24 protein-coding genes, 1 pseudogene and 1 riboswitch are annotated in these 23,402 nt (G+C 68.6%); of the genes and pseudogenes, 4 read left to right on the forward strand and 21 right to left on the reverse strand.

Going from position 1 to position 23,402, the window contains the following annotated elements; genetic code table 11:
• Positions 1–503: 503 nt before the first annotated feature.
• From ASD38_RS23615 to moaA, 6 genes are all read right to left on the reverse strand, one after another.
• On the reverse strand, positions 504–740 hold the full coding sequence (locus ASD38_RS23615) for a hypothetical protein (protein WP_156390510.1): 237 nt from the start codon (positions 738–740) through the stop codon (positions 504–506).
• 162 nt (positions 741–902) lie between these two features.
• On the reverse strand, positions 903–1,373 hold the full coding sequence (moaC, locus tag ASD38_RS00465; RefSeq protein ID WP_056437102.1) for a cyclic pyranopterin monophosphate synthase MoaC: 471 nt from the start codon (positions 1,371–1,373) through the stop codon (positions 903–905).
• Complete coding sequence (gene moaB, locus ASD38_RS00470) at positions 1,370–1,921, reverse strand: molybdenum cofactor biosynthesis protein B (RefSeq protein ID WP_056437101.1); 552 nt, start codon at positions 1,919–1,921, stop codon at positions 1,370–1,372. Before moaB ends, moaC begins: the two co-directional genes overlap by 4 nt.
• 20 nt (positions 1,922–1,941) lie before the next feature.
• Entirely contained in the window at positions 1,942–2,397 is a 456-nt protein-coding gene (locus tag ASD38_RS00475; protein ID WP_056437100.1) for a molybdenum cofactor biosynthesis protein MoaE, read from the reverse strand.
• Positions 2,394–2,633, reverse strand: coding sequence for a MoaD/ThiS family protein (locus tag ASD38_RS00480; protein ID WP_056437097.1), 240 nt, complete (start codon positions 2,631–2,633; stop codon positions 2,394–2,396). The genes ASD38_RS00475 and ASD38_RS00480 overlap by 4 nt, the downstream gene beginning before the upstream one ends.
• 16 nt (positions 2,634–2,649) lie before the next feature.
• On the reverse strand, positions 2,650–3,696 hold the full coding sequence (gene moaA / locus ASD38_RS00485; RefSeq protein WP_056456715.1) for a GTP 3',8-cyclase MoaA: 1,047 nt from the start codon (positions 3,694–3,696) through the stop codon (positions 2,650–2,652).
• Between the two features lie 29 nt (positions 3,697–3,725).
• Between moaA and ASD38_RS00490 the strand changes: the two genes are divergently transcribed.
• Positions 3,726–4,343 carry a nucleotidyltransferase family protein gene (locus tag ASD38_RS00490; protein ID WP_056456718.1) on the forward strand — a complete coding sequence of 206 codons (618 nt, stop codon included), beginning with the start codon at positions 3,726–3,728 and terminating at the stop codon, positions 4,341–4,343.
• 19 nt (positions 4,344–4,362) lie between these two features.
• Here ASD38_RS00490 and ASD38_RS00495 read toward each other — a convergent pair whose 3' ends face one another.
• The 8 genes and pseudogenes from ASD38_RS00495 to ASD38_RS00520 form a co-directional block, all read right to left on the reverse strand.
• Positions 4,363–4,773, reverse strand: a complete 411-nt coding sequence (locus tag ASD38_RS00495) for a hypothetical protein (RefSeq protein ID WP_056456720.1) — start codon at positions 4,771–4,773, stop codon at positions 4,363–4,365.
• 76 nt (positions 4,774–4,849) lie between these two features.
• On the reverse strand, positions 4,850–5,068 hold the full coding sequence (locus ASD38_RS00500) for a hypothetical protein (RefSeq protein WP_056437083.1): 219 nt from the start codon (positions 5,066–5,068) through the stop codon (positions 4,850–4,852).
• 59 nt (positions 5,069–5,127) lie between these two features.
• Entirely contained in the window at positions 5,128–5,475 is a 348-nt protein-coding gene (locus ASD38_RS00505) for a hypothetical protein (protein WP_056437081.1), read from the reverse strand.
• A 72-nt stretch (positions 5,476–5,547) separates the two neighbouring features.
• Positions 5,548–5,685 carry a hypothetical protein gene (locus ASD38_RS24135; protein ID WP_162250201.1) on the reverse strand — a complete coding sequence of 46 codons (138 nt, stop codon included), beginning with the start codon at positions 5,683–5,685 and terminating at the stop codon, positions 5,548–5,550.
• Positions 5,686–5,690: 5 nt separating this feature from the next.
• Positions 5,691–5,951, reverse strand: coding sequence for a hypothetical protein (locus ASD38_RS00510; protein ID WP_056437079.1), 261 nt, complete (start codon positions 5,949–5,951; stop codon positions 5,691–5,693).
• Between the two features lie 121 nt (positions 5,952–6,072).
• A pseudogene (locus tag ASD38_RS25010) lies at positions 6,073–6,255 on the reverse strand (response regulator transcription factor); the annotation flags it as partial.
• A 133-nt stretch (positions 6,256–6,388) separates the two neighbouring features.
• Positions 6,389–8,578, reverse strand: a complete 2,190-nt coding sequence (locus tag ASD38_RS00515) for a xanthine dehydrogenase family protein molybdopterin-binding subunit (protein ID WP_056456723.1) — start codon at positions 8,576–8,578, stop codon at positions 6,389–6,391.
• Positions 8,575–9,129, reverse strand: coding sequence for a (2Fe-2S)-binding protein (locus ASD38_RS00520; protein WP_056456726.1), 555 nt, complete (start codon positions 9,127–9,129; stop codon positions 8,575–8,577). Before ASD38_RS00520 ends, ASD38_RS00515 begins: the two co-directional genes overlap by 4 nt.
• A 147-nt stretch (positions 9,130–9,276) precedes the next feature.
• Here ASD38_RS00520 and ASD38_RS00525 point away from each other — a divergent pair, with 147 nt between their 5' ends.
• Complete coding sequence (locus ASD38_RS00525) at positions 9,277–10,173, forward strand: NAD(P)-dependent oxidoreductase (RefSeq protein WP_056437076.1); 897 nt, start codon at positions 9,277–9,279, stop codon at positions 10,171–10,173.
• Here ASD38_RS00525 and ASD38_RS00530 read toward each other — a convergent pair.
• The 4 genes from ASD38_RS00530 to ASD38_RS00545 form a co-directional block, all read right to left on the reverse strand.
• The gene (locus ASD38_RS00530; protein WP_056456728.1) at positions 10,170–11,828 is read right to left on the reverse strand and encodes an MFS transporter; all 1,659 of its coding nucleotides are present in this window, start codon (positions 11,826–11,828) and stop codon (positions 10,170–10,172) included. The genes ASD38_RS00525 and ASD38_RS00530 overlap by 4 nt on opposite strands.
• A gap of 58 nt (positions 11,829–11,886) precedes the next feature.
• A complete protein-coding gene (locus tag ASD38_RS00535) occupies positions 11,887–14,586 on the reverse strand; it encodes a PAS domain-containing hybrid sensor histidine kinase/response regulator (RefSeq protein WP_056456731.1) in 2,700 nt (899 codons plus the stop codon).
• An 87-nt stretch (positions 14,587–14,673) separates the two neighbouring features.
• A complete protein-coding gene (locus ASD38_RS00540) occupies positions 14,674–15,357 on the reverse strand; it encodes a Fe2+-dependent dioxygenase (protein ID WP_056456735.1) in 684 nt (227 codons plus the stop codon).
• Between the two features lie 95 nt (positions 15,358–15,452).
• Complete coding sequence (locus tag ASD38_RS00545; protein ID WP_056458192.1) at positions 15,453–17,792, reverse strand: TonB-dependent receptor; 2,340 nt, start codon at positions 17,790–17,792, stop codon at positions 15,453–15,455.
• Between the two features lie 581 nt (positions 17,793–18,373).
• Positions 18,374–18,453, forward strand: a riboswitch (ZMP/ZTP riboswitch).
• 22 nt (positions 18,454–18,475) lie between these two features.
• Between ASD38_RS00545 and ASD38_RS00550 the strand changes: the two genes are divergently transcribed.
• Together ASD38_RS00550 and ASD38_RS00555 are read left to right on the forward strand one after the other, a co-directional pair.
• Positions 18,476–19,108: a LysE family translocator gene (locus ASD38_RS00550; protein ID WP_056437069.1), complete on the forward strand. Its 633-nt coding sequence runs from the start codon at positions 18,476–18,478 to the stop codon at positions 19,106–19,108.
• Positions 19,109–19,296: 188 nt separating this feature from the next.
• Complete coding sequence (locus tag ASD38_RS00555) at positions 19,297–20,016, forward strand: ribonuclease T2 (protein ID WP_056456738.1); 720 nt, start codon at positions 19,297–19,299, stop codon at positions 20,014–20,016.
• A 118-nt stretch (positions 20,017–20,134) separates the two neighbouring features.
• Here ASD38_RS00555 and ASD38_RS00560 read toward each other — a convergent pair whose 3' ends face one another.
• The 3 genes from ASD38_RS00560 to pnp all read right to left on the reverse strand — a co-directional run bounded on the left by ASD38_RS00560 (position 20,135) and on the right by pnp (position 23,398).
• A complete protein-coding gene (locus ASD38_RS00560) occupies positions 20,135–20,458 on the reverse strand; it encodes a hypothetical protein (RefSeq protein ID WP_156390511.1) in 324 nt (107 codons plus the stop codon).
• A 330-nt stretch (positions 20,459–20,788) separates the two neighbouring features.
• Positions 20,789–21,118, reverse strand: coding sequence for a hypothetical protein (locus ASD38_RS00565; RefSeq protein ID WP_156390512.1), 330 nt, complete (start codon positions 21,116–21,118; stop codon positions 20,789–20,791).
• Positions 21,119–21,247: 129 nt separating this feature from the next.
• Positions 21,248–23,398 carry a polyribonucleotide nucleotidyltransferase gene (gene pnp, locus ASD38_RS00570; protein ID WP_056437060.1) on the reverse strand — a complete coding sequence of 717 codons (2,151 nt, stop codon included), beginning with the start codon at positions 23,396–23,398 and terminating at the stop codon, positions 21,248–21,250.
• Positions 23,399–23,402 lie beyond the last annotated feature (4 nt).

Genomic DNA, 23,402 nt, shown 5'->3' on the forward strand with positions numbered 1-23,402 from the left:
GCCAAACGCGATCCGATCGCCAAGGCCAGGCGGCCCCGCTCGGTTCCACCTCCATCGCCTGCTTGGGCCGGTACCAAGAGCCCTCCCCGTGATGGAGACAGCTCTGATTATGCGGGCGGTTTGAGGTTCGAGGATTTGTGACGCTGTTTTTTCTTCAGGGCGTTGGGAAGGTTGGGGTTTCTCGCGGCGCTGACGGGGATGGACGCGGCTGGATCCCCGCGAACACCCTTCTCCTCACCCGCAACGCGGGGGAGGTGGCGCGATGCGGATACGCATCGTGACGGAGGGGGCGTCGGCCGCCGCTGGACGCCCCCTCCGTCTCGTCGCTGCGCGCCGAGCCACCTCCCCCGTTTCACGGGTGAGGAGAAGAAAGTCCGCCCGCAGCGGCGAGGCCGCGCCTTAAAACCTTGATGGCGAGCCTGCTCTGGCGTGGATGCAGGCATTCGCCAAGCGGACGTTTCAGAGGTCCGAGAAGGGTGGTGAGCCGAACATGCGCGCTAGATTTACAGGCTGTCGTTCGCGCCTTGCCGCAGGTGTTTCTTTCGATCTTCGCGCAGACGCGCAGCACCCGCTAAGCCGATCACAATTCCCAAAAGGGTTAGGATACGGCCAAGCCAGCCCCAGCTGCCTCCCCAAATATCTAGGCCAAGGCCTATGAAAATCAGCGTCGCGCCAAGGAGGGCGATCAGCCGTCCTTTCAGCGCCCATCTGCGGTCGATCTTCGTCCTGGAAACGGTCATGCGCTGTGAGCTTTGGAGAAGGCGCTCTAGCTTAGCCGATGCGCTCAAGATCGCCTATGGGTCGGAAGCGGAAACTGGCGCCGTCCCCGCAAGCGGACCATAGACCCGCGCGCCCGGTAGCGGACGCTTGAAGGGTCCGACTTGGGCCGAAGGCCGCCCGCCCTACTCCGCCCGCCAGTCGCCGGACTTGCCGCCGGTCTTCTCGATCAGGCGCACGGCCTCGATGACCATGCCCTTCTCGGCGGCCTTGAGCATGTCGTAGATTGTCAGGCAGGCCACCGAGACGGCGGTCAGGGCCTCCATCTCCACGCCCGTCTGGCCCTTCAGCTTGACCCGGGCCATCACCGCCAGCCCGCCTTCGGCCGGCTCGACCGAGACTTCGATCTTGGACAGGGCCAGAGGGTGGCACAGCGGGATCAGGTCCGAGGTCTTCTTGGCCGCCATCACCCCGGCGATCTCGGCCACGGCGCGCACGTCGCCCTTGCGGCCGGTTCCCGAGACGGCCAGTTCGAGCGTCGAGGGCCGCATCCGCACGAAGCCGACGGCGATCGCCTCGCGGGTGGTCTCGACCTTGTCGGAGACGTCGACCATGCGGGCGCGGCCCTGGTCGTCGATGTGGGTCAGGCGGGTCATTGTTCCAGAAGCCTCGGCATCAGTTCGACCATGTTGCAGGGCCTGTGGCGGCTGTCGAGCTGGGCCGAGATGACCTTGTCCCAGCCGTCCTTGACCGCGCCGTTGCTGCCCGGCAGGCAGAACACGAACACCCCGCCGATCAGGCCCGCCGTGGCGCGGCTCTGCAGGGTGGACAGCCCCACCGAGGCGTAGCTGACCAGGTGGAACACCACCGAGAAGCCGTCGATCTTCTTGTCGAACAGCGGTTCCAGGGCCTCGACCGTGACGTCGCGGCCGGTCAAGCCGGTGCCGCCGGTGGAGACGACGGCGTCGACCTGGCCGCCGGCGATCCAGTCGCGCACCGTCCGGCGGATGGTCTCGACGTCGTCGCGGACCACCGCCCGGCCGGCCAGGTCATGGCCCGCGGCCCTGACCCGGTCGATCAGCAACTGGCCGGAGGTGTCGCTGGCCTCGTCGCGGGTGTCCGACACGGTCAGGATCGCCACCCGCACCGGCTTGAACGGAAGCTCCGGCTTGACACCGCCGCCCGGGATGAGGCCTGCCGACATCGTGTTCTCCCAATCCCGCTTCAGTCCCAGCGTTCCGCGTCGGTCCTATCCTGCGTCGTCGGCTCGATCCAGCGGTCGCCGTCCGGGCCATGCTCCTTCTTCCAGAAGGGCGCCCGGCTCTTCAGATAATCCATCAGGAAGTCGCAGGCCTCGAAGGCGGCGCGGCGATGGCCGGCCGCCGTGGCCACGAAGACGACGGCCTCGCCGGGCTTGATGGGACCGATGCGGTGGACGATGCGGTAGTCGTGCAGCGAGAAGCGCGCCTTGGCGTCCTCGGCGATCCGGGCGATGGCGGCGTCGGTGAAGCCGGGATAGGCCTCCAGCTCCAGCGCCCGAGCCTGGCCTTGTTCTGCGCGCGCCAGACCCACGAAGCTGGCCACCGCTCCGGTCTCGTCCCGGCCGGCGCAGAAGGTGGTCAGCAGGGCGCCCGGCTCGAAGGCCTGGGCGGTCAGGCTGATGGACGGAAAGGCCGTCATCCGCCGCTCATCGGCGGCAGGAAGGCCACCTCGGTGGCGGCGGCCAGGGCCGCCTCGCCGCGAACGATGGTCTTGTCGACCGCCACCTGCACGCCGGGACCGCCGAGGGCCTCGCCCAGGTCCGGATCGACGGCGGCCAGGGCGTCGCGAAGAGCCGTCAGGGACGCGGCCTCGACGGAGCGGTCGCGCCAGCCGGCCTGGTCAGCCAGACGTCCGAACAGCAGCACCCGCGCCATGATCAGCCGCCCCCCTTCAACCGCCGGTCGTCGACATGTGGCGAGCCACGGCCGGGCGCGCGCCCTCGATCTGGAAGTCGTGGCCCTCGGGCTTGGCGCCGATGGCCGCGAAGATCGCCCGCTCCAGGTCCACGTCGTCGGCCCCGCCGCGGATCACCGCCCGCAGGTCGCTGGCGTCGTCGCGGCCCAGGCAGGTGTGCAAGGTGCCGGTGCAGGTCAGGCGCACCCGATTGCAGGCCTCGCAGAAATTGTGGCTCAGCGGGGTGATCAGGCCCAGCCGCCCGCCGGTCTCCTCGACGCGGACATAGCGGGCCGGGCCGCCGGTGGCGTAGGCCAGGTCCGTCAGCGTCCAGAACGAGGACAGGTCACGGCGGACATCCTTCAGCGACAGGTACTGGTCGGTGCGGTCCACATCGACCTCGCCCAGCGGCATGGTCTCGATCAGGGTCATGTCGGCGCCCAGGCCGTGCGCCCACTGGATCAGGGCCGGCAGCTCGGCGGCGTTGTCGTGCTTGAGGGCCACGGCGTTGACCTTGACCTGCAGCCCCGCGGCCAGGGCCGCGTCGATCCCGGCCAGCACCTTGGACAGGTCGCCGCCCCGGGTGAGCTTGCGGAACAGGTCGGGCTTGAGGGTGTCGAGCGAGACGTTGATCCGCCGCACGCCCAGGCGGGCCAGGTCGTCGGCGTGAGCGGCCAGCTGCGTCCCGTTGGTGGTCAGGGTCAGTTCGTCCAGGGCGCCGGACCGCAGATGCCGCGACAGCCGCTCGACCAGGGTCATGACCCCCTTGCGCACCAGCGGCTCGCCGCCGGTCAGCCGCAGCTTGCGCACGCCCAGGCCGACGAAGGCCGAGGCCAGGCGATCCAGCTCCTCCAGCGACAGAACCTCCGCCTTCGGAAGGAAGGTCATGTGCTCGGCCATGCAGTAGGTGCAGCGCAGGTCGCAGCGGTCCGTGACCGAGACGCGCAGATAGGTCACCGCGCGGCCGAAACCGTCGATCAAGCGGCTGGGCAGGCGCGGGGCGCGGGTAACCGCTTGCGTGGGGCTGGCGTCATAGGGCGTCATGTCGACTTGCAAGATAGGCGCGGGATGACATGGCGGAAAGAGAAAGCGCGCGATTGGCCGCCGTGATCCTGGCGGCGGGGGCCGGGCGGCGGTTCGCCGAGCAATCCGGGGGCCGCAAGCTGCTCGCGCCGTTCGAAGGCCGTCCGCTGGTGGCGGGCGCTTTGGACGCCGCCTTCGGCAGCCCAGCGCGGCGGGTGCTGCTGGTCACCGGCGGCGACCTGGAGCTGGCCGCGATCGCCCGCGACCATGCCCGGGCGTTGGGCCGCGAGGACGATCTCGACATCGTCGTGGCGGCGCGCGCCGCCGAGGGCATGGGCGCATCGCTGGGCGCGGCCGTCGCGGCCCTGTCGCCCGAGATCGAAGCCGTCCTGGTGTTCCTGGGCGACATGCCGCGCGTTCCGGCCGGTCTGGCCCAGGCCCTGCTCGACGCCTTGACGCCCGGCTTCGACGCGGCCGCGCCGCGCTTCGCGGGGCGGCGCGGACACCCCGTGCTGTTTGGAGGAGCCTGTTTCGCCGCCCTGCGCGGACTGAGCGGCGACGTCGGCGCCCGCGAGGTGCTGGCCTCGATCGGCGAGCGTCTGGCCTTGATCGACTCGCCCGACGCCGGCGTCCTGTTCGATGTCGACCGACCCCAGGACCTGGCCTGACGTCCGCCAGGCCTGGCGATCAGATCGCCGCGCGGTCGCGGCAGGCCGCCCAGGTCCCGAACGCGATGCAGGCCAGCAGGCCGTAGCTCCACATCGCCATGCTGATCCACAGCGTGCCGAGGGTCACCCGCAGATCGATCATGACCGCCAGGTGGGAGGCGACGATGATCGCCATGAACGCGGCGGCCACCAGGGTCCAGATCCGCCGCGTGCGCATCGAGATCCAGACGAAGGCGACCAGCGTCAGGACATCGATCGCCAGCATGCCGTAGTCGGCGTTGTGGGGGTCGTGGCGGTAGACCAGCAGCGACCCCACCCATGACGCGAGCAGGGCCGCGCCGCTCCAGCGGGCGGCCTGGTCGCCGCGCCACATGGCCAGGCCGCAGATCAGGACGGCCAGGATGAGGGATATGAGGGTATGAAGCTGCAAGGCGATGGCGCTCGAAACGAGGTTCGAGCACCATCATGCCTCAGGCGCGAAGCCTGGAGAAGCAACCTAGGGTCGGTCAGTGCCGCGTGCGCTTGCCTTCCCAGAGGATGGTCCTCACCTCCTCGATGATGCTCAGCGCGCCGTCGGAATCGCCGGCTTCCTCCAGGGCGATCAGTTGGGGCATCAGCACCGAGAGAATGCGGCGCTGCACGGGCCCGAGCGTCCGCAGGTGTTGACGGAATTCCTGCAGCTCTTCGGACACGTTGTCTTGGTGGGTGATCTGGGCGGTGCTCATTGCGCATCTCATTGTGAGAAGGAGGCGGCTTTCGCCATGGACGAACGATTGGGGCGCCCCTAGGCGGCGCGTCCTCCGGCGACGGTGTGAAATCCGGACGTGCGCGGAGGATCGCCCTCCTTGTCCATGTCGCCGACGGCCAGGGCGCCGCAGCCGATCTGGGTGCGCACGGTGGCCAGGGCGCTGTGGGTCTCGATGATCGTCCGGCGCGCGGAAACGATGTGGGCCAGAGTCTCCCCGAGATTGGCGACGGCTTGCTGGCCCAGCACGGCCGACAGCTTGGTCTCGAGCCGCAGCGTGGGCAGCAGGCCCATCAGTTCGGCGGTTTCGCGCAGGGCGGCGTCGATCGCGGCTTCGGCGCGCATCAGCTTTTCGGCGCCAGCGCGCGCGGCTTCGGAGCGTTTCATGGCATGACTCTCCCGATCGCACGGGTGCCCCCCGCACGTCCAAGTCGATGAAATGTTTCTGGAAGTTCGGCGTCAGTGCGCCGGGGGCGGGCTCCAGCCCTCGCGGAACCGCTGGAGGGCGTAGAGGAATTCGTGGGCGCCCATCGTGACCGTCCCGAGCAGGATTCCGCCCAGGGTGGCGATCGCGAGGATCAGGCCCAACCACTGCAAGGGAGTCAGGTCATCGCGCCAACTCCTTCCATACGAAGCGGCGTGTCGTCCGCCAGGAAGGCCGTCGCGGCCAGGACTCTCAGAAGCAGCTTGCCGGGCGGATCGCCCGCCGCCTGCGCCTTGCGCAGCGCCGAGACCGTCTCCGCCACCAGCCGACCGCGTTCCGGCGTTCCCGCCATCAGGGTCAGGCCTTCTTCCAGGGACTGCCAGCTCGCGATGAAGAAGGCCGAGGCCGGGTTCGGATTGTTGGTGGAAGATTTCGTCATGGCTGCTCTCGCTGTTGAAGCGAGAAGAAACCTCTGACTGGGCCGTGGCTAGCTCGGCCGATTGCTTACGGTAGTCATTACCGGGGTCGGTTTCCCAGGCGATGAACGCCAGGGCGGCGTCGCGGCGGTTCAGACCGGCCAATCGGCGCCGTGCGCTGAGCACGTGCATCTCGACCGTCTTGGGCGAAAGCCGCAGCAGGCGGGCGATTTCCTTGGACTGTCGATGCTGAGCGATAAGCCGCAGAATCTCTCGCTCGCGAGGAGTCAGCCGCTCGAAGCTCAGGTTGTCGCCGGAGTCCACCATGCCGCTAAAATGGTTCGCGGCTCGCCTTACGTCCAGCAAGACTTGACTGAACGTGTCGCCGTGGGCCCGGTTCCGTCAAATCCACATCGAATTTCGCTACGGCCAACGCTCTTTAGTGTCGGTCGCCCGACCGTCAGGCCTCGGCCCGAACAAAGGGCAGACGGCTGGTCGGGGTCTTGGACAGCGCCAGGAGAGCGTTGGCCACGGCCGGAGCGATGACCGGCGTGCCGGGCTCGCCCACGCCGCTCGGCGGATTGCCGGAAGGCACGATATAGGTCTCGACCGTCGGCGCCTCGTTCATCCGCAGCACGCGGTAGGTGTCGAAATTGCTCTGATCGACCCTTCCGTCCGTCAGGGTGATCTCGCCATAGAGCGCCGCCGAGAGGCCGTAGCAGGTTCCGCCCTCCATCTGGGCCGCGACCTGATCGGGCGAAACCGCCACGCCGCAGTCGATCGCCGTCACCACGCGCCCCACCCGAGGCTCGCCGCCGACCAGCTTGACCTCGGCGACCTGGGCGACCACCGACCCGAAGCTTTCGTGCACCGCCACGCCGCGCGCGAAACCCGCGGCCGGCCTCGGACCGGCCTTTTCGACCGCCAGGTTCAGGGCCGCCAGGTGTCGTTGAGCGCCCGCCTTGGCGTAGAGCGCCCGGCGATACTCGACCGGGTCCTTGCCGGCCTTGAGCGCCAGCTGGTCTATGGTGTGCTCCATCACGAAGGCGTTGTGGGTCGCGCCCACCGATCGCCACCACAGGACCGGCACGCCGCCCTCGGGCAGGGCCAGCTGGGCGTCGACGATCGGCGTGGCCTTCAGATAGGGCGAGCCCGCCGTTCCCTCGATCGCCGTCTGGTCCGGGCCCTTCGAGGGCATCGGCGAACCCTTCATGATCGACTGGGTGACGATCCGATGTCGCCAGGTCGCCGGATAGCCGTCCTTGTCGAGGGTCACCCGCACGGCGTGGTGGACCAGCGGCCGGTAATAGCCGGCCCGCATGTCGTCCTCGCGGGTCCAGACCAGCTTGACCGGTCGGCCTTGGCCGACCTTCTGGGCGATGGTCACGCATTCGGCCACGTAGTCGGACGGGAAGTTGGCCCGCCGGCCGAACGAACCTCCGGCGAACAGGGTCTCGATCTCGACCGAACCGGGCAAGGTCTTGACGATCTTGGCCGCGTTCATCTGGTCCAGGGTCTGGGCCTGGGAGCCATGGATAAGCTTGACCTTGTTGCCGCTGACGATCGCCACGCAGTTCATCGGCTCCATGGTGGCGTGGGCCAGATAGGGGAAGTCGTAGGTGGTCTCGAAGACCCCGGCCCCTTTTCCAGCCGAGGCGGCCGCCGCGTCGCCCTTGGAATCGAAGGCCTGCCACTTCAGGTCGGCGGGCCCCTTGCCGGCGGCGATGTCGCGCCACTGCTGGGCGATCGTCGCCGAGCCTCGGGTCTCGACCTTGCCCTCGTCCCACTCGACCTTCAGGGCCTCGCGGCCCATGCGGGCGGCGTAGGTGGTGTCGGCGACCACCGCGATTCCGGTCGGGATCTCGTAGACGTCGACCACCCCCGCCACCTTCTTGGCGTCGTCGGCGTCGAAGCTCTTCACGGTCGCGCCGAACCGGGGCGCGTGGGCGACCACCGCCACCAGCATGTCCGGCAGCTGGACGTCCTGGGTGTAGCGGGCCGAGCCGTTGCTCTTGATCAGGCTGTCCTTGCGGCGCACCCGGTCGGTGCCGATCAGGGTGAAGGTCTTGGGATCCTTCAGGGTCGGGTTCTCGGGCGGCGTCACATTGGCGGCCTCGGCGATCAGTTCGCCGAACCCCGCGCTCTTGCCGCTGGCGTGGCCGACCACCCCGTCCTTGACGGTGATCTGGCCGACCGGAAGGTTCCAGCGGGTCGCCGCCGCCTGCACGAACATCGCCCGCGCGCCGGCCCCGGCCTTGCGCAGCTGCTCCCAGGAATTGGAGATCGCCGACGAGCCGCCCGTCAGCTGGATGCCGGCCGTGGTGTTGCCATAGAGCTTGGCGTTGGCCGGGGCATGGACGACCTTGATCCGGCTCCAGTCGGCGTCCAGCTCCTCGGCGACGATGGCCGCGAGACCGGCGTGATTGCCCTGGCCGAACTCGATGTGCTTGGACAGCACCGTCACCGCGCCGTCCGGATCGAACTGGATGAACGGCCCGAAGGCCCCGGGCTCGACCTTGGAGCCGGCGCTCATCAGATCCGCGGGCGAGCAGCCGACCAGCAGGGCTCCGCCGACCAGCGTCGCGCCCACCACCACGTCGCGACGGCTGACGCCCTCCTGCCGTTGCAGTTTCTGGATCAGCCGGTTCATTGGCCCTTCTCCCGGCCGGTCGAGCCCGAGGCGGCGGCGATCTCGTCGTCGACCTCGTTCGAGGCGGCGGGTTTGGCGGCGTCCGCCGCGACCATCGGGGCGGCGGTCAGGCCGGCGGCGTCCTTGATGGCGGCGCGGATGCGCTGGTAGGTGCCGCAGCGACAGATGTTGCCGCTCATGGCGTTGTCGATGTCCTCGTCGCTGGGCGACTTGGTCTGGGCCAGCAGGGCCGCGGCCGACATGATCTGGCCCGACTGGCAGTAGCCGCACTGCGGCACGTCGTGCTTGACCCAGGCCTGCTGCAGCGGGTGCTGGCCGCCCAGGCTCTCGATCGTGGCGATCCTGGCGCCCGCCAGCGCCGCGATCGGCGTCACGCAGGACCGCATGGGTTCGCCGTTGACGTGAACCGTGCAGGCCCCGCACTGGGCCATGCCGCAGCCGAACTTCGTGCCCGTCAGGCCCAGTTCGTCACGCAGCACCCACAGCAGGGGCGTCTGCGGGTCCGCCTTGACGGCGACCGCCTTGCCGTTGATGTCCAGGGTCGACGTCATGGGCTTTCGCCTCCCAACGAAAAAGCGGGGTCCGACGACCCGTTTGGCCGAATCTAACACTGCTCAAACCCAAACCCGCCAGTGAAATCTTGAGTCAGGCAGGCTAGCCTAGCCGCGACGTTCGCTGTTTCGGTCAGGACCCGCGCCTTGGATTCCTTCCCCGCCTATTTCCCCTTGGCCGGCCGAAAGGTCGTGATCGCCGGCAGCGGCGAGGCCGCCGACAACAAGGCGCGGCTGTTCGACGGGTCGCCGGCGACGCTGGTGCGGGTCGACGGCCACGCCGCCTTCCTGCCGGGAACCTATGCCGGCGCGATCCTGGCCTTCGTGGCCGGCGACGACGAGGTGTTCCTGCAGAGCGCGGCGAGCGCGGCGCGCGCGGCGCGGGTGCTGGTCAATGTCGTCGACAAGCCGGCGATGAGCGACTTCAACACCCCGGCGGTGATCGACCGCGGCGAGGTGGTGGCGGCCGTCGGCACCGGCGGCGCCTCGCCGACCCTGGCCACCAAGCTGCGCAACGACATCGAGGCCCAGGTCCCGGAAGGGTCGGGCCGGGTGGCGGCCCTGCTGCGCAAGTTCCAGGACGAGGTGCGCGGCGCCCTGCCCGCCCTGCACGAGCGGCGAGCCTTCCTGCGCGACGCCGTGGCCGGTGAAGCCGCCCAGGCGGCCATGGCGGGCGACATGGACAAGGCCGGCCAGCTGTTTCGCCAGGCCCTGGCCAAGGGCGTCGGCCGCGAAGGCAAGGTGCGGTTCATCGCCGGCAAGGGCCCTTCGGACCTGCTGACGCTGCGCGCCCTGCGCGCCCTGGGCGCGGCCGACGTGCTGATCGCCGACCACGGCGCCGACCCGGATGTCGTGATCATGGCCCGCCGCGACGTGCAGCGGCTGGAGCCCGCCGAGGTCGGGGCCGAAAAGCTGATCGAACTGGCCCGCGAGGGAAAACAGATCGTCCGGCTCATCGTGGCCCCGGTCGATCCAGCCCTGGTTCAGGCCCTCGCCGCCGCCTCGGTGGCGGTCGAGGTGCTGATGGCGGCGCCGGCCGCCTAGTCCAGCGCCCGGTCCTTGGTCTCGGGCAGCAAGAACAGGGTCGTCAGCACGCTGATCAGGGTGAAGAACACCGGGTACCAGAGCCCGGCATAGATGTTGCCCACCGCCGCCACGATGGCGAAGGCGCTGAACGGCACGAAGCCGCCGATCCAGCCCGTGCCGATGTGGTAGGGCAGCGACAGGGCGGTGTAGCGCACCCGGGTCGGGAACAGCTCGACCAGGCAGGCGGCCAGCGGTCCGAACAGGGCGGTGGCGGCGATCACGAAGACCATCAGCACGCCGAACATGCCCCACCAGTTCATCCGCGCCGGATCGGCCTTGGCCGGATAGCCCGCCTCGGCCAGGGCGGCCTTGATGGCGGCCTCGCCGGCGGTCTTCACCGCCTTGGCCTCCTTGGCCGGCAGGCCCTCGGCGCTTCGCGACACGATCCGCGTCTCGCCCACCCGGACGACCGCCTCCGAACCGGCGGGCCCCGCATGGTTGGCGTAGGAGATCCCGGCGTTGGCCAGGGCGCTCTTGGCGATGTCGCAGGACGAGACGAAGGCGGCCTTGCCGACCGGATCGAACTGCAGGGCGCAGTCCTTGGGATCGGCGGTGACACTGACCGGGGCGCTGGCGGCGGCCTCGGCCAGGGCCGGATTGGCGGCGCGCTCCAGCAGATGGAAGCCGGGGAAGTAGAACGCCAGGGCCAGGGTCATGCCGCCCAGCATCACCGGCTTGCGGCCGACCTTGTCCGACAGAGCGCCGAACACGACGTAGAATACCGCGCTGACCGCGGTGGCGGCCATCATCAGGCCGTTGATCGTGCCCGGCGAGACCTTCAGGAACTTCTCCATGAAGGTCTGGATGTAGAAGAAGCTGGTGTACCAGACCGCCCCCTGGGCCGACATCATGGCGAAGAAGGCCAGCAGCACGAGCTTGAGGTTCTTCCACTGGCCGAAGGCCTCGGCATAGGGCGCCTTGGAGGCCGCGCCCTCGGCCTCCATCCGCGCGAAGGCCGGGCTTTCGGTCAGCTTCAGGCGCATCCAGACCGAGACGCCGAGCAGGCCGATCGAGACGGCGAACGGAATGCGCCAGCCCCAGGCGTCGAAGGCGCCGGGCGCGGCGTGCTGGCCCAGGACCCAACGGGTCGCCAGGATCACCAGCAGGGCGCCGAACAGGCCGAACGCCGCCGAGGTCTGCACCCACGAGGTCGACCAGCCGCGCTGGTTCGACGGCGAGTGCTCGGCCACATAGATCGCCGCCCCGCCGTATTCGCCGCCCAGGGCGAACCCCTGCACGCAACGCAGCAGGATCAGCAGGATCGGCGAGATGATTCCCGCCTGCTGGTAGGTCGGCAGCAGGGCGATGGCGAAGGTCGCCCCGCCCATCAGCAGGACGGTGGCCAGGAACGCGCCCTTGCGGCCCGCCTGGTCGCCGATCTTGCCGAACACCAGCGCCCCGAGCGGCCGGAAGGCGAAGCCGACGCCGAACAGGGCCAGGGCCGCGACATAGCCGGCCGTGTCGGACAGGCCCGTGAAGAAGGTCTTGGAGATCACCTGGGCCAGGCTGCCGAAGATGAAGAAGTCGTACCATTCGAAGGCGGTGCCCGCCGACGAGGCCGCCACCACCGTGCGCATCGACGCGCGGTCCCCACCCCGATCCTGAGCCGTCATGCGTTGGTTTCCCCCGAGTTCTTTGGGGGAATGCTTAGCGCGGTTTCGGGCGAGGCGCCTAGGCCACCGCCGCCACGTCCTCCACCTGGCCGCCCGCCAGTCGGACGATCTCGCCGATCAGGGCGGCGGGGGCGATCGGCTTGGCGGCGACGCCGTCCATGCCCGCGGCCAGATAGGCGGCGCGCTGGTGCGAGAGCACGTTGGCGGTCAGGGCGATGATCGGCGTGCGGGCGGCGCGGCCCGGCAGCTTGCGGATGCGGCGGGCCGCTTCGAGCCCGTCGATGCCGGGCATCTGCACGTCCATCAGGATCAGGTCGAAGCCCCGCGCCGCCGTGGTCACGCCGTCGAGCCCGTCCTCGGCCGTCTCGACGCTGGCGCCCAGCTGCTCGAGGATGCGGCGGGCGACCAGGCGGTTGGTGGCGTTGTCCTCGACCACCAGGATCTTCAGGCCCTGCAGCAGTCCGTCGGCCATCTCGGCCTCGGCCGCGAGGGCCTGGGCCGGCGGCGCGGCGATGGTCAGCAGGAAGGTCGAACCGACCCCCTCGCGGGAGGTGAAGCCGACCTCGCCGCCCATCATCTGGGCCAGACGCCGGGTGATGGCCAGGCCCAGGCCCGAACCGCCGAACCGGCGGGTGGTGCTGGCGTCGGCCTGCTGGAAGCGTTCGAACAGGCGCGCCTGGGCCTCGGCGGCGATGCCGACCCCGGTATCGATCACCTCGAAGGCGACGCGCGGCCCAGTCTCGCCTCCAGACCCCTCCAGGCGGCGGACCCTCAGGGTCACCGAACCGGCCAGGGTGAACTTCACGGCGTTGCCCACCAGGTTGAACAGCGCCTGGCGCAGCCGGCTGGGGTCGGTGAGGACCAGCCCGACGTCGGGGGCGTCGACCCGCAGCTCCAGCCCCTTGTGTTCGGCCTGGGCGCGCAGCAGCCGGGCCACGCTCATGGCCAGCGCGCTGGGGTCGACCGCCTCGCGGGTGACGTCCAGCCGCCCGGCCTCGATGCGCGAGAAGTCGATCACGTCGTCCAGCAGGGTCGACAGCATGCGCCCGCAGGCCAGGGCCTCGCCCAGCAGGTGGTCGGCCTCGTCCGGCAGCTTCTCGCGCTTGAGCAGGTGCATGACCCCCAGCACCCCGTTCATCGGCGTGCGGATCTCATGGCTCATATTGGCCAGGAACTGGGCCTTGGCCTCGTTGGCGGCCTGGGCCGTGCGCTCGGCCTCGACCAGGGCCAGCATGGCGCGCTTCTTGTCGTCGATGTCGAGGATCAGGCCGAACGCCTTGCGGATGCGGCCGCTGCTGTCGGTCCGCACCTCGTGGAAGATGCGGATCCAACGCTCGTCGCCGTCGGGCGTGACCACCCGGACGTCGAAGGAGCGCCCCTTGGAGTCCGGTTGGCCGTCCTCGTGGCGCCGCGACGTGGCGGCGGCCTCGTAGACCGCCGCCACGTCCTCGGGGTGGATCATCGGCCAGACGGCGCTGCGCACGTCGTCATAGGTGACCCGACGACCGAGGATGCGGTGGAACTCGGGCGAGCCCCAGAAGCTCTTGCCCGCGTGGTCGATCTCGTAGACTCCGGCCTGGGCCGCGCCCAGGGCGACCCGCAGCCGCCGGGCGTTGGCGTGCGCCTCGCGACGGGCCTCCGACAGGGCCGTGACGTCGTCCATGTAGGTGATGACGCCGACGATCTCGCCCTGGGCGTCGCGCCAAGGACGGGCCTCCCAGCGCAGGGTGTGCCTGCGGCCGAGTCCGTCGCGCAACTGATCCTCGCGCCGCACCAGCGTCTCGCCCGCCAAGGCGCGCTCGACGGCCCTGACGAAGCGCTTGCGGGTTCCGGAGGTCAGGTCGTGCAAGGTGCGGCCGATGACCTCCGCCTCGGTGGCGTGGAAGGTTTCCAGGAAGCGCGGGCTGACCACCTGCAGGCGCAGATCGCGGTCGTAGAGCGCCACGGCGAACGGGGCCTCCTCCACCAGCCGGCGGGCCTGGCGCTCGCTCCAGACCGCCGCGTCGCGGGTGCGGGCCACGTCGGTGACGTTCTGGGAAATGCCCTTCAGGGCGAACAGGCCGTCGGCGCGCGGCTCGGTGCGGAAGGTGGCGCGGTAGGTGAACCACTGGTCGCGGGCGCCGCGCAGGCGGTGCTCGATGGTCCCGCCCTGGCCCGTGCGCACGGCCGCGTCGAAGGCCTCGCGCAGGCCTTCGCGATCGGCCGGATCGAGATGCTCCCAGAACTTGTCGGGCCGGGCCACGTCGTCGGGCTCAAGGCCCGTGGCGGCGAAGATGTCGCGAGACCATTCGATGTGCTGTTCGTGCGGCTCGTAGCTCCAGACGCCGATGCCGGCCGCGGAGGCCAGCAGTTCGCGGGTCTGGCGGGCGGCGGCGATCTCGGCCCGGCGGGCCATGTCGGCGGTGACGTCGCGCAGGGCGCCGATCATCTCGCCGTTGGGGCCCAGGCGCGAGCTTCCCTCCAGCCACGCCCAGCCGCCGGCCTTGCGGAGCACCTTCAGGCTGTTGACCGCCTCGCCGGAGGCGCGGATCAGGGCCGCGCTCTCGATGAAGTCCTGGCGGGAGTCCGGATGCACGAAGCGCAGGGCGGGCTGGCCGATCAGCTCCTGGCGGGTCCAGCCTGTCACCCGGGTCCAGGCCGGATTGACCGTGACGAGCCGCCCCTTCGAAACCACGGCGAACAGATCGTGCGAATGGTCGAAGAACCATTGCGCGCTCTCGGCGTCGCTCAATCGTGGGGATTTCGAAGGCGAGGTCATCGCGGCTCCAGGGATCGGCGGCCGGATGGTGAAGCTCAAGAGTAAACTTATGGTTGGCGTCAGAGATCATTGTTCGCCGACCACGCGTCAGACTTCGGCCCACATTCGCAGGAGGTTGTGGTAGGTCCCGGTCAGCGACAGCACCGAGGGGTCGGCGGACCCCACCGCGAGAGACAGTCGCTGGATCGCCACGTCCAGGTCCAGCAGCAGGGCGCGCCTGGCGTCGTCGCGCACCAGGCTCTGGATCCAGAAGAAGCTGGCGGTGCGAACGCCGCGCGTCACCTCGGTGACGTGATGCAGGCTGGAGGCCGGATAGAGGATCGCCGCCCCCGCCGCCAGCTTGACCAGATGGCTGCCGTAGCTGTCCTCGACCACCAGCTCGCCGCCGTCATAGTCGTCCGGATCGCTCAGAAAGACCGTGATCGACAGGTCGGTGCGCAGGGGCTGGCCGGTCGAGGGATCGCGGCGGATCGAATTGTCGACATGGTCGGCGAAGCCCATGCCGACGCCGTAGCGGTTGAACAGCGGCGGCAGGATGGTGCGCGGCAGGGCGGCCGAGACGAACAGCGGATTGGCCTGCAGGGCCTGGACGACGATCGCCCCGAGCTCGCGGGCCGTCGCGCCGTCCTGCGGCAGCTGCCGGTTGTTCTTGGCCAGCGCCGCCTGGAAGCCCGAGGTGGCGTTGCCGTCGATCCAGTCGGCCGCGTCGAGCACGGCCCGGCAGTGGGACACCTCGGCGGGCGTCAGGACGTCGGGGATCTGGATCATCATGATCCGACTCCTATCAGAAACATGGCGTCGTCCGGGAGGCCGCTCCCGGACGACGCGCTCGAACGTCAACGATCGGACTCCGGGGAGGGAGGGGATCAGTACTTGACGTTCAAGGTCAGGATCGCCTGCCGGCCGGGGGCCGGATTGGCGTGGTGGACGCCGTTGGTGTTGGCGATATAGCGCTCGTCGCCGAGGTTCTGGACGTTCAGCTGCAGGTCGACCTTGTCATTGACCACGTAGCTGGCGAAGGCATCGAAGCGCCAGTAGGCCGGGGCGTAGACCTTGTTGGCCCCGCCGCCCGCGCCGCCCTGGTTGCCGCCGAAGCTGTCGGAGACGTAGTAGGCGCCGCCGCCCAGCGACAGGGCGCGGATCACGCGATAGGTCGAGAACAGGCTGAAGGTGTGCTCGGGGGTGTTGGCCAGCGGATCGCCCTGGTTGACGCCGTTATAGGCGCCGCGGACCAGTTCGCTGTCCATGTAGGTGTAGCCGCCGAAGGCCTGCCACTTGGACGTGATGTTGCCCGAGACGCCCAGTTCGAAGCCCTGGACCTGGGTCTCTCCGACCTGCTGGTAGACGCCGGGCAGGACCTGAATCTGGGCGTTCTCGCGGATGGTTTTGAACACCGCGCCCGACAGGGCGAGCTTGTCGTCGAAGACGTTCCACTTGGCGCCGGCCTCGAAGCTTTCGCTGTCCTCGGGCTCGAGCACCTGGCCGGACAGGTTGCCCGCGCCGTTGGTGGCGTTGCTGTTCTGGTCGCCGCCGGCGATGCCGGGCGGGGTCGAGGCGGTGCCGTAGGAGACGTAGAGGCTGGAGTCCTCGGTCGGCTTGTAGACCAGGCCGGCCTGGTAGTTGGTGAAGCTCCACTCGGCGTCGCGATAGGTGATCGTGCCGCCCGAGAACACGCCCTGGTTCTGGGTGAAGCTGGAGTAGTCGTGGCCCGAGCTCTGGTAGTTGTCGTGGCGGACGCCCAGGTTCAGCAACCACTTTTCGCCAAACTCGATGGTGTCGAAGGCGTAGACCGCCGCCGTCTTGCTGAGGTTGTAGTTGGCCGGGCTGCGGTTGATGACGCCGGCCCACGGGTCCTTGTCGTTGGGCGCGTAGACCAGGGTGCAGTCGCCCGCCCCCAGATTGGTCGAGTTCGCGGCGGTCATCGAGAAGCCGGTCGGGCAGGTCGAACCGCTGGTCGTGAAGGTGGTGTAGGTGGCGTTGAGGTTCTTCTCGCGGCTCAGCTCCAGGCCCAGATCGAAGCTGTGATTGATCGCGCCGGTGTCGAACTTGCCGTGGAAATCGGTCACGGCGGCGATCGTCGTGGTCGGGTTCCAGCGCGTCTTGGTGGCGCGCTTCATCCACCACGACCCGTCGACCAGTTGGGCGGGGCCGCCGTCGCCAGGATTGGTGACGATGTAGTCGTTGAGGGTCTTGGAGTAGCGCAGCACCTGGCGAACGCCGAAGTTCTCGTTGATCTGGTGATCGAAGGCGATCGTGCCGATGTCGGCCTTGGTCTTCTGGTAGTCGCGCGAGCGCAGGCCGTAGAAGCTGCGCGGATCGACCGCCAGTATGCCGTCCTCGGTGCGCGGCTGGGCGGTCTTGGTCGACAGCGGGATGCCGTAGTCGGGCATGTTGTTACCGTCGAGATGGTAGTAGCTGAGCACCAGCTGGGTCGGGCCGTTCAGGCCGAAGGCGACCGACGGCGCGATCCCCCAGCGGTCGAAGTCCACCGCCTTGCGGCCCGGGGTGTTCCCCTGCGTGCCCAGCAGGTTCAGGCGCACGGCGACGCTGTCGTTGATCTTGTGGTTCAGGTCGACCGTGGCGCGGACATACGCGTCCGTGCCCACGCCCAGCGAACCGGTGGCGAAGTCGTCGGCCTTGGGGCTCTTGGAGGTCAGGTTGATGCTGCCGCCGCCCGAGCCGCGGCCGCTATAGGCCGAGTCCGGACCCTTCACGACCTCGACCTGCTCGAGGTTGAACACCTCGCGGGTCTGGCCGCCGCTGTCGCGCACGCCGTCGACGAAGACGTTGTTGCCCGAGGCCTGGCCGCGGATGAACGGACGGTCGGCCAGAGGCTGGCCGCCCTCGCCCGCCCCGAAGGTGATGCCCGGCGAGTTGCGCAGGATGTCCGTCAGCGAGGTGGCGGCGGTCTGCTCGATGATCTTGCGCGGGATGACCGTGATGGACTTGGGCGTGTCGACCAGCGGCGCGGTGATCTTGGCCGACGGGACGTCGGCGACGCGCCGGCCGTCGACCTTGACGCCCGAGACCTCGGTCGCCGCGTCGGCCGACGCCGCCGTGACGAGCGCCGTATCGGCGCCCGGGGCCGAGGCGAGGGCCGACGGGGCCATGGCCAGGCCGGCCAGACCCGCCACGGCGGCCGCGCCCAGAGCGGCGCGGGCTTGGCTGCGGACGCCGGCGACGGCGGGCTTGGAAGTCTTTTGCATCAGGAACCCCAGCAAGGCCGCCGAGACGCGCGGCCCTAATCGTAATTGCGACGCGTTCTTAGCTGGAGCGTTGCAAGAGTGCAATGATAATCATTCTCAAAAATGTTTCCCTCCGCCCCCCATGGGGGCGGACAGACCGCGCAGCGGTCGGGTGGGGGCAAGTGTTAGCCGGCACGACGTCTCAAGCTCACGCGGCGGGCCGCTGAGGTGACGGAAAGGGAGAGATCAGGATACGGGCGGTTTGGGAGGTGAGGACCAAATCGGGTCGAGAAAGTTCAGGACGTTGAATCGCGAGGGTTTGATCGCTGAGCGCCGCCAACCGGGGACATGCTCTCACGGCACGGCCTCGCCAAATCGCCTCAGAAGCGTGGAGTGAGTGCGTGTCCCCAACGACATCCTCGACGTCAAACCTTGATCCTGGACAACAACCAAGCGCAGCGGATGACGTTGGGGACACGCACTCACGGCGAACGCTCTGCAACCCTGCCAGCGCCCTGGTGTGAGAGCATGTCCCCGCCCGTTCCTAGCAAGGCCCCCAGGAAACCTGGCTTCAACCTTCACCGCGAACCAGTGTACACACGCCGAGTCCGCGTGACTGGCGATCACAGGGAGCACCCTGAGGGAGCGCGGACGTCATGAGCCGTTCGCCTGGGCGCCCACCTTTTCGCAAACGGAACTCGCCCATGCCCGAAGCCAGGACCTGGATCGCCTTCAGTCTCGTCTGCCTGGGCATGGCCCTGACCCCCGGGCCGAACATGCTGTATCTGGTCAGCCGCTCGATCTGCCAGGGCCGCTGGGCCGGGATCGTGTCGCTGGTCGGCACGGCGGCCGGGTTCATCGTCTATCTGGTCTGCGCGGCCCTGGGGATCACCGCCCTGCTGATGGCCGCGCCGATCGCCTACGACATCCTGCGGTTCGGCGGCGCGCTCTATCTGGCGTGGCTGGCCTGGCAGGCGATCAAGCCGGGCGGCGCCTCGCCGTTCCAGGTGCGCCAGCTGCCCAAGGACAGCCCCGCCCGGCTGATCAGCATGGGCTTCCTGACCAACCTGCTGAACCCCAAGGCGGCGATGCTCTATCTGTCGCTGCTGCCGCAGTTCATCGACCCGCACCGCGGCGCGATCTTCGGCCAGTCCCTGGTCCTGGGCGGCAGCCAGATCGTGATCAGCCTGACGGTCAACGGCTGCATCTGCCTGGCCGCCGGGACCATCGCCGGCTTCCTGGCCACCCGGCCCAGTTTCGCCCTGATCCAGCGCTGGCTGATGGCCTCGGTGCTGGGCGGGCTGGCGGTGCGGATGGCCACCGAGGCGCGGCGGTAATTCAAATCCGCTCATCCCGGCGAATGCCGGGACCCAGATGGATGGCTTTGGAGCTGACGCCAAGAACGTTGAGCCCTTCCAATCAGCCACCCAGCTTTTGGATCTGGGTCCCGGCGTTCGCCGGGATGAGCGGAATTGAGGGACGGTCGTGACGTGCTAGACAGGGCGCGGTGAGCCCCGGAGCCCCCATGCCGTCGTCCAAGATCACCCAGGCCGTGCTCGGCCTTTTCGCATCCCTGGCCCTGGCCGGCGCCGCCCAGGCCTCCAGCCTGAAGTCCTGCGCGATCCCGCCCAGCGTGATCCCGGCCGCGGCCGAGGTTCCGCCCGCCCGCGAGATCCACACCGACGTCCCGACGGCCGCCTATCTGCTGGCGTTGTTCTGGTCGCCCGAGGCGTGCCGCGCGGGCATCCCGGAGTCGGACAAGGTCATCCAGTGCCAGACCAACAGCTTCGGCTTCACGGTGCACGGCCTGTGGCCCAGCGGACCGGACAAGGTCCATCCCCGTTACTGCAAGCCCAGCCCGCCGATGAGCGCGGCCACGGTGATGGCCAATCTGTGCATGACCCCCTCGCCCTGGCTGCAGCAGCACGAGTGGCAGGCGCACGGCACCTGCCAGTGGGACACGCCCGAGGCCTATTTCAAGAAGGCCCGCGCCGTGCGCGACGGCTTCAAGGTTCCGGACCTCAAGCCGGGCCCGAGCGGGACCCTGACCGCCGGCGAGGTGCGCGCCGCCTTCCTCAAGCGCAATCGCGGCATGACCGCCGACGGCCTGAACGTGCGGGTCAACAAGGAGGGCCGCCTGATCGAGGTCTGGATCTGCATGGACCTGAAGTTCAAGCCGGCGGCGTGCCGGGGCGGGAACGGGACGCCGGACGACGTGATCGTGCAGGTGACGCCGAGGGGCTAGGGCCGACCAACCTTCAGGCAGGGTGCGTGGTCCTCGTCCTTCGACAGGCCCAGGATGAGGACCGAGTGCAGGTGGCGGTGGAAAACCTCATCGCGAGCTTGTCGAAGGACGACCGACCCTAGCGCGCGTCGGTATGTCGCCAGCCGCGCGCCACGCCTTCCATCCAATGGGTGTTGCGGGCCCGCGAGGCTTCGAAGCAGACGGCGCAGACCAGGGTGATCCCCGCGGCGGCCTCGGACTGGGCGGTCCAGCCGCCGCCGGCCAGGCGGGCCGTCTCGCAGCGGTCGCACCAAGCCGCCTGTTCGTCCGACGCGTCCTCGTCCTGCGGCCCCTCCGGTTCAACGAAGCCGAGCCCGACGCCCGAGACCAGGTGCCCGCACACGAAGGCGGGTCTTTGCGCCCCGTGGCGGTCGCAGTGAATTCGTCTCGGATCGTCGTTCATCCCAAGCGCCCCCCAAACGCTTATGGTTAAGCTAACCCCTTTGAACGGAAACGCAAAACGGGTTGGGGGCGGGACGCTTGGCTGGAAGGGGCGCGGCCGGGAGCCGGCGAACCGGACAGGCGGTTTGCGGCGACCGGCCGCCCTCGGCGGACAGGCCCCGCCTTAGATCCATGGAGGCGAGCTTGCTCTGGGGTCAGGCCGTGTCAAGGACGACGCTCCGCGTCGCCGCGGCGCGGCCGGCCGAAGGCCGGTCCTTGACACGGCCTGACCCCAGAGCTCCGATCCACCAAGGATTTGAGGCGGGGCCGCATCCACGGGCGGATGCGGCCATCAATACCCGCGTTGGTCGCACCACACTTTTCTGAATTCCGAATAGGGGATCTGGAAGATGGTGAGCCTGTCGCCACCGGATTTGCTCGGAACGCCCAACTCGTGTCCGACGAGGGTGTCGAAGAATGAGCCTTCTACGAGACTATTAAAGCCAGGCAGTTCGTTCATCCGGCCTGCGAAATCCGCGACGGCGCGGCACACCGTTTGGCCATTGGCGAAAACGTCGATGGCGCGCGGCACATCTCCAGAAGCACTCACTTCGTAGAAGAGAGTGATCGGATTTTCCGACGCGGGATGCTCCCAGTCACAGCGATAGTGTGTGAAATCCATTCGGCGAGGCTATCCCGAAGAACGGCGCCTCTGCCAAGCCCCTGCGGCGCACCCCCCAAACGCAAAACGGGCGGCCCCTTTCGGAGCCGCCCGCCTGCTAAAGTCTCACGATGGAGACCGCCATCACCCTCAGGTGTTGACGGCTTCCTCCGGGCTCACGGCTTCCTTCTTGGACAGGTCTTCGCCGGTTTCCTGGTCGACGACCTTCATCGACAGCTTGGTCTTGCCGCGATCGTCGAAGCCCAGGAGCTTGACCTTCACGATCTGGCCTTCCTTCAGCACGTCCGAGGGCTTGGCCACCCGTTCGTTGCTGATCTGGCTGACGTGGACCAGGCCGTCCTTGGCGCCGAAGAAGTTCACGAAGGCGCCGAAGTCGACGACCTTGACGACCTTGCCGTCGTAGATCGCGCCGACTTCCGCTTCCTGGGTGATCGACTTGATCCAGTCGATCGCCGCCTTGATCTTGGCGGCGTCCGAGGCCGAGACCTTCACGGTGCCTTCGTCGTTGATGTCGACCTTGGCGCCGGTGGTGGCGACGATCTCGCGGATCACCTTGCCGCCGGTGCCGATCACTTCGCGGATCTTGTCGGTCGGGATGGTGATGGTCTCGATCTTGGGCGCGTAGTCGCCGACGTCTTCACGCGGCGCGTCCATGGCCTTGTTCATCTCGCCCAGGATGTGCTCGCGGCCGCCCTTAGCCTGGGCCAGCGCTTGCTCCATGATCGCGGGCGTGATGCCGGCGATCTTGATGTCCATCTGCAGAGACGTCAGGCCCTGGCTGGTGCCGGCCACCTTGAAGTCCATGTCGCCCAGGTGATCTTCGTCGCCCAGGATGTCGGACAGAACGGCGAAGCCGTCCTTTTCGAGGATCAGGCCCATGGCGATGCCCGAGACCGGACGGATCAGCGGAACGCCCGCGTCCATCATGGCCAGCGAGCTGCCGCAGACCGTGGCCATCGAGGACGAGCCGTTCGACTCGGTGATCTCGGAGACCAGGCGGATGGTGTAGGGGAAGTCTTCCTTGGCCGGCAGCATCGGACGCAGAGCCCGCCAAGCCAGCTTGCCGTGGCCGATTTCGCGGCGGCCCGGGCTGCCCATGCGGCCGGTCTCACCGACGCTGTAGGGAGGGAAGTTGTAGTGCAGCAGGAAGGATTCCTTGTAGGTGCCTTCCAGCGCGTCGATGAACTGCTCGTCGTCGCCGGTGCCCAGGGTGGCGACCACGATCGCCTGGGTCTCGCCGCGGGTGAACAGGGCCGAGCCGTGGGTGCGCGGCAGGATGCCGACTTCGCCCAGGATCGGACGGACCGTGTCGACGGTGCGGCCGTCGATGCGGATGCCGGTGTCCAGGATCGAGCGGCGGACGATGTCGGCTTCCAGTTCCTTGAACACCGAGATCAGCTTCAGCGGATCGATGCCGGCCGGGTTGGTGTCGCTCTTGGCGAAGGTCTCGACGGCCTTGTTCTTGGCGGCCGACAGGGCGGCGACGCGGTCGCCCTTGGCGCGGATCGTGTAGGCGGCGGCCAGGTCCTTGCCGACGGCCTTCTTCACTTCGGCCTTCAGGGCGTCGGTGTCTTCCGGTTGGAAGTCGAAGGGCTCCTTGGCGGCGTGCTCGGCCAGCTCGATGATCCCGTCGATCACCGTCTGCATTTCCTTGTGGGCGAAGTTGACGCCGCCCAGGACGATCTCTTCCGAGAGCTCCTGGATTTCGGATTCGACCATCATCACGGCTTCGGACGTCCCGGCCACGACCAGGTCCATCTTGCTTTCCTTCAGCTCGTCGAGCGTCGGGTTCAGCACGTAGCCGCCGTCAATATAGCCGACGCGCGCGGCGCCGATCGGGCCCATGAACGGGGCGCCCGACAGGACCAGGGCGGCCGAGGCGGCCACCATGCCCAGGATGTCGGGATCGTTCTCGAGGTCGTGCTGCAGCACGGTGACGACGACCTGGACTTCGTTCTTGAAGCCCTTGACGAACAGCGGGCGGATCGGACGGTCGATCAGGCGGGAAACCAGGGTTTCCTTTTCCGACGGACGGCCTTCGCGCTTGAAGAAGCCGCCGGGGATCTTGCCGGCCGCGAAGGTCTTTTCCTGATAGTTGACGGTCAGGGGGAAGAAGTCTTGCCCCGGCTTGGCCTTCTTGGCGAACACGGCGGTGGCCAGGACGACGGTTTCGCCCATGGTGGCCAGAACGGCGCCGTCGGCCTGACGGGCGATGCGACCGGTTTCGAGGACCAGCGTCTTGCCGCCCCACTCGATCGTCTTGCGCTTGATATCGAACATTTTT

The sequence above is a fragment of the Caulobacter sp. Root487D2Y genome (genome assembly GCF_001427165.1).
In the GTDB taxonomy this organism is placed as follows: domain Bacteria; phylum Pseudomonadota; class Alphaproteobacteria; order Caulobacterales; family Caulobacteraceae; genus Caulobacter.

Bases quoted from the DNA above. Each gene is read 5' to 3' on its own strand.
- ASD38_RS23615 (WP_156390510.1), bottom strand. From the start codon at position 740: ATGACCGTTTCCAGGACGAAGATCGACCGCAGATGGGCGCTGAAAGGA.
- moaC (WP_056437102.1), bottom strand. From the start codon at position 1,373: ATGACCCGCCTGACCCACATCGACGACCAGGGCCGCGCCCGCATGGTC.
- moaB (WP_056437101.1), bottom strand. From the start codon at position 1,921: ATGTCGGCAGGCCTCATCCCGGGCGGCGGTGTCAAGCCGGAGCTTCCG.
- ASD38_RS00475 (WP_056437100.1), bottom strand. From the start codon at position 2,397: ATGACGGCCTTTCCGTCCATCAGCCTGACCGCCCAGGCCTTCGAGCCG.
- ASD38_RS00480 (WP_056437097.1), bottom strand. From the start codon at position 2,633: ATGGCGCGGGTGCTGCTGTTCGGACGTCTGGCTGACCAGGCCGGCTGG.
- moaA (WP_056456715.1), bottom strand. From the start codon at position 3,696: ATGACGCCCTATGACGCCAGCCCCACGCAAGCGGTTACCCGCGCCCCG.
- ASD38_RS00490 (WP_056456718.1), top strand. From the start codon at position 3,726: ATGGCGGAAAGAGAAAGCGCGCGATTGGCCGCCGTGATCCTGGCGGCG.
- ASD38_RS00500 (WP_056437083.1), bottom strand. From the start codon at position 5,068: ATGAGCACCGCCCAGATCACCCACCAAGACAACGTGTCCGAAGAGCTG.
- ASD38_RS00505 (WP_056437081.1), bottom strand. From the start codon at position 5,475: ATGAAACGCTCCGAAGCCGCGCGCGCTGGCGCCGAAAAGCTGATGCGC.
- ASD38_RS00510 (WP_056437079.1), bottom strand. From the start codon at position 5,951: ATGACGAAATCTTCCACCAACAATCCGAACCCGGCCTCGGCCTTCTTC.
- ASD38_RS00515 (WP_056456723.1), bottom strand. From the start codon at position 8,578: ATGAACCGGCTGATCCAGAAACTGCAACGGCAGGAGGGCGTCAGCCGT.
- ASD38_RS00520 (WP_056456726.1), bottom strand. From the start codon at position 9,129: ATGACGTCGACCCTGGACATCAACGGCAAGGCGGTCGCCGTCAAGGCG.
- ASD38_RS00530 (WP_056456728.1), bottom strand. From the start codon at position 11,828: ATGACGGCTCAGGATCGGGGTGGGGACCGCGCGTCGATGCGCACGGTG.
- ASD38_RS00535 (WP_056456731.1), bottom strand. From the start codon at position 14,586: ATGACCTCGCCTTCGAAATCCCCACGATTGAGCGACGCCGAGAGCGCG.
- ASD38_RS00540 (WP_056456735.1), bottom strand. From the start codon at position 15,357: ATGATGATCCAGATCCCCGACGTCCTGACGCCCGCCGAGGTGTCCCAC.
- ASD38_RS00545 (WP_056458192.1), bottom strand. From the start codon at position 17,792: ATGCAAAAGACTTCCAAGCCCGCCGTCGCCGGCGTCCGCAGCCAAGCC.
- ASD38_RS00550 (WP_056437069.1), top strand. From the start codon at position 18,476: ATGCCCGAAGCCAGGACCTGGATCGCCTTCAGTCTCGTCTGCCTGGGC.
- ASD38_RS00555 (WP_056456738.1), top strand. From the start codon at position 19,297: ATGCCGTCGTCCAAGATCACCCAGGCCGTGCTCGGCCTTTTCGCATCC.
- ASD38_RS00560 (WP_156390511.1), bottom strand. From the start codon at position 20,458: ATGAACGACGATCCGAGACGAATTCACTGCGACCGCCACGGGGCGCAA.
- ASD38_RS00565 (WP_156390512.1), bottom strand. From the start codon at position 21,118: ATGGATTTCACACACTATCGCTGTGACTGGGAGCATCCCGCGTCGGAA.
- pnp (WP_056437060.1), bottom strand. From the start codon at position 23,398: ATGTTCGATATCAAGCGCAAGACGATCGAGTGGGGCGGCAAGACGCTG.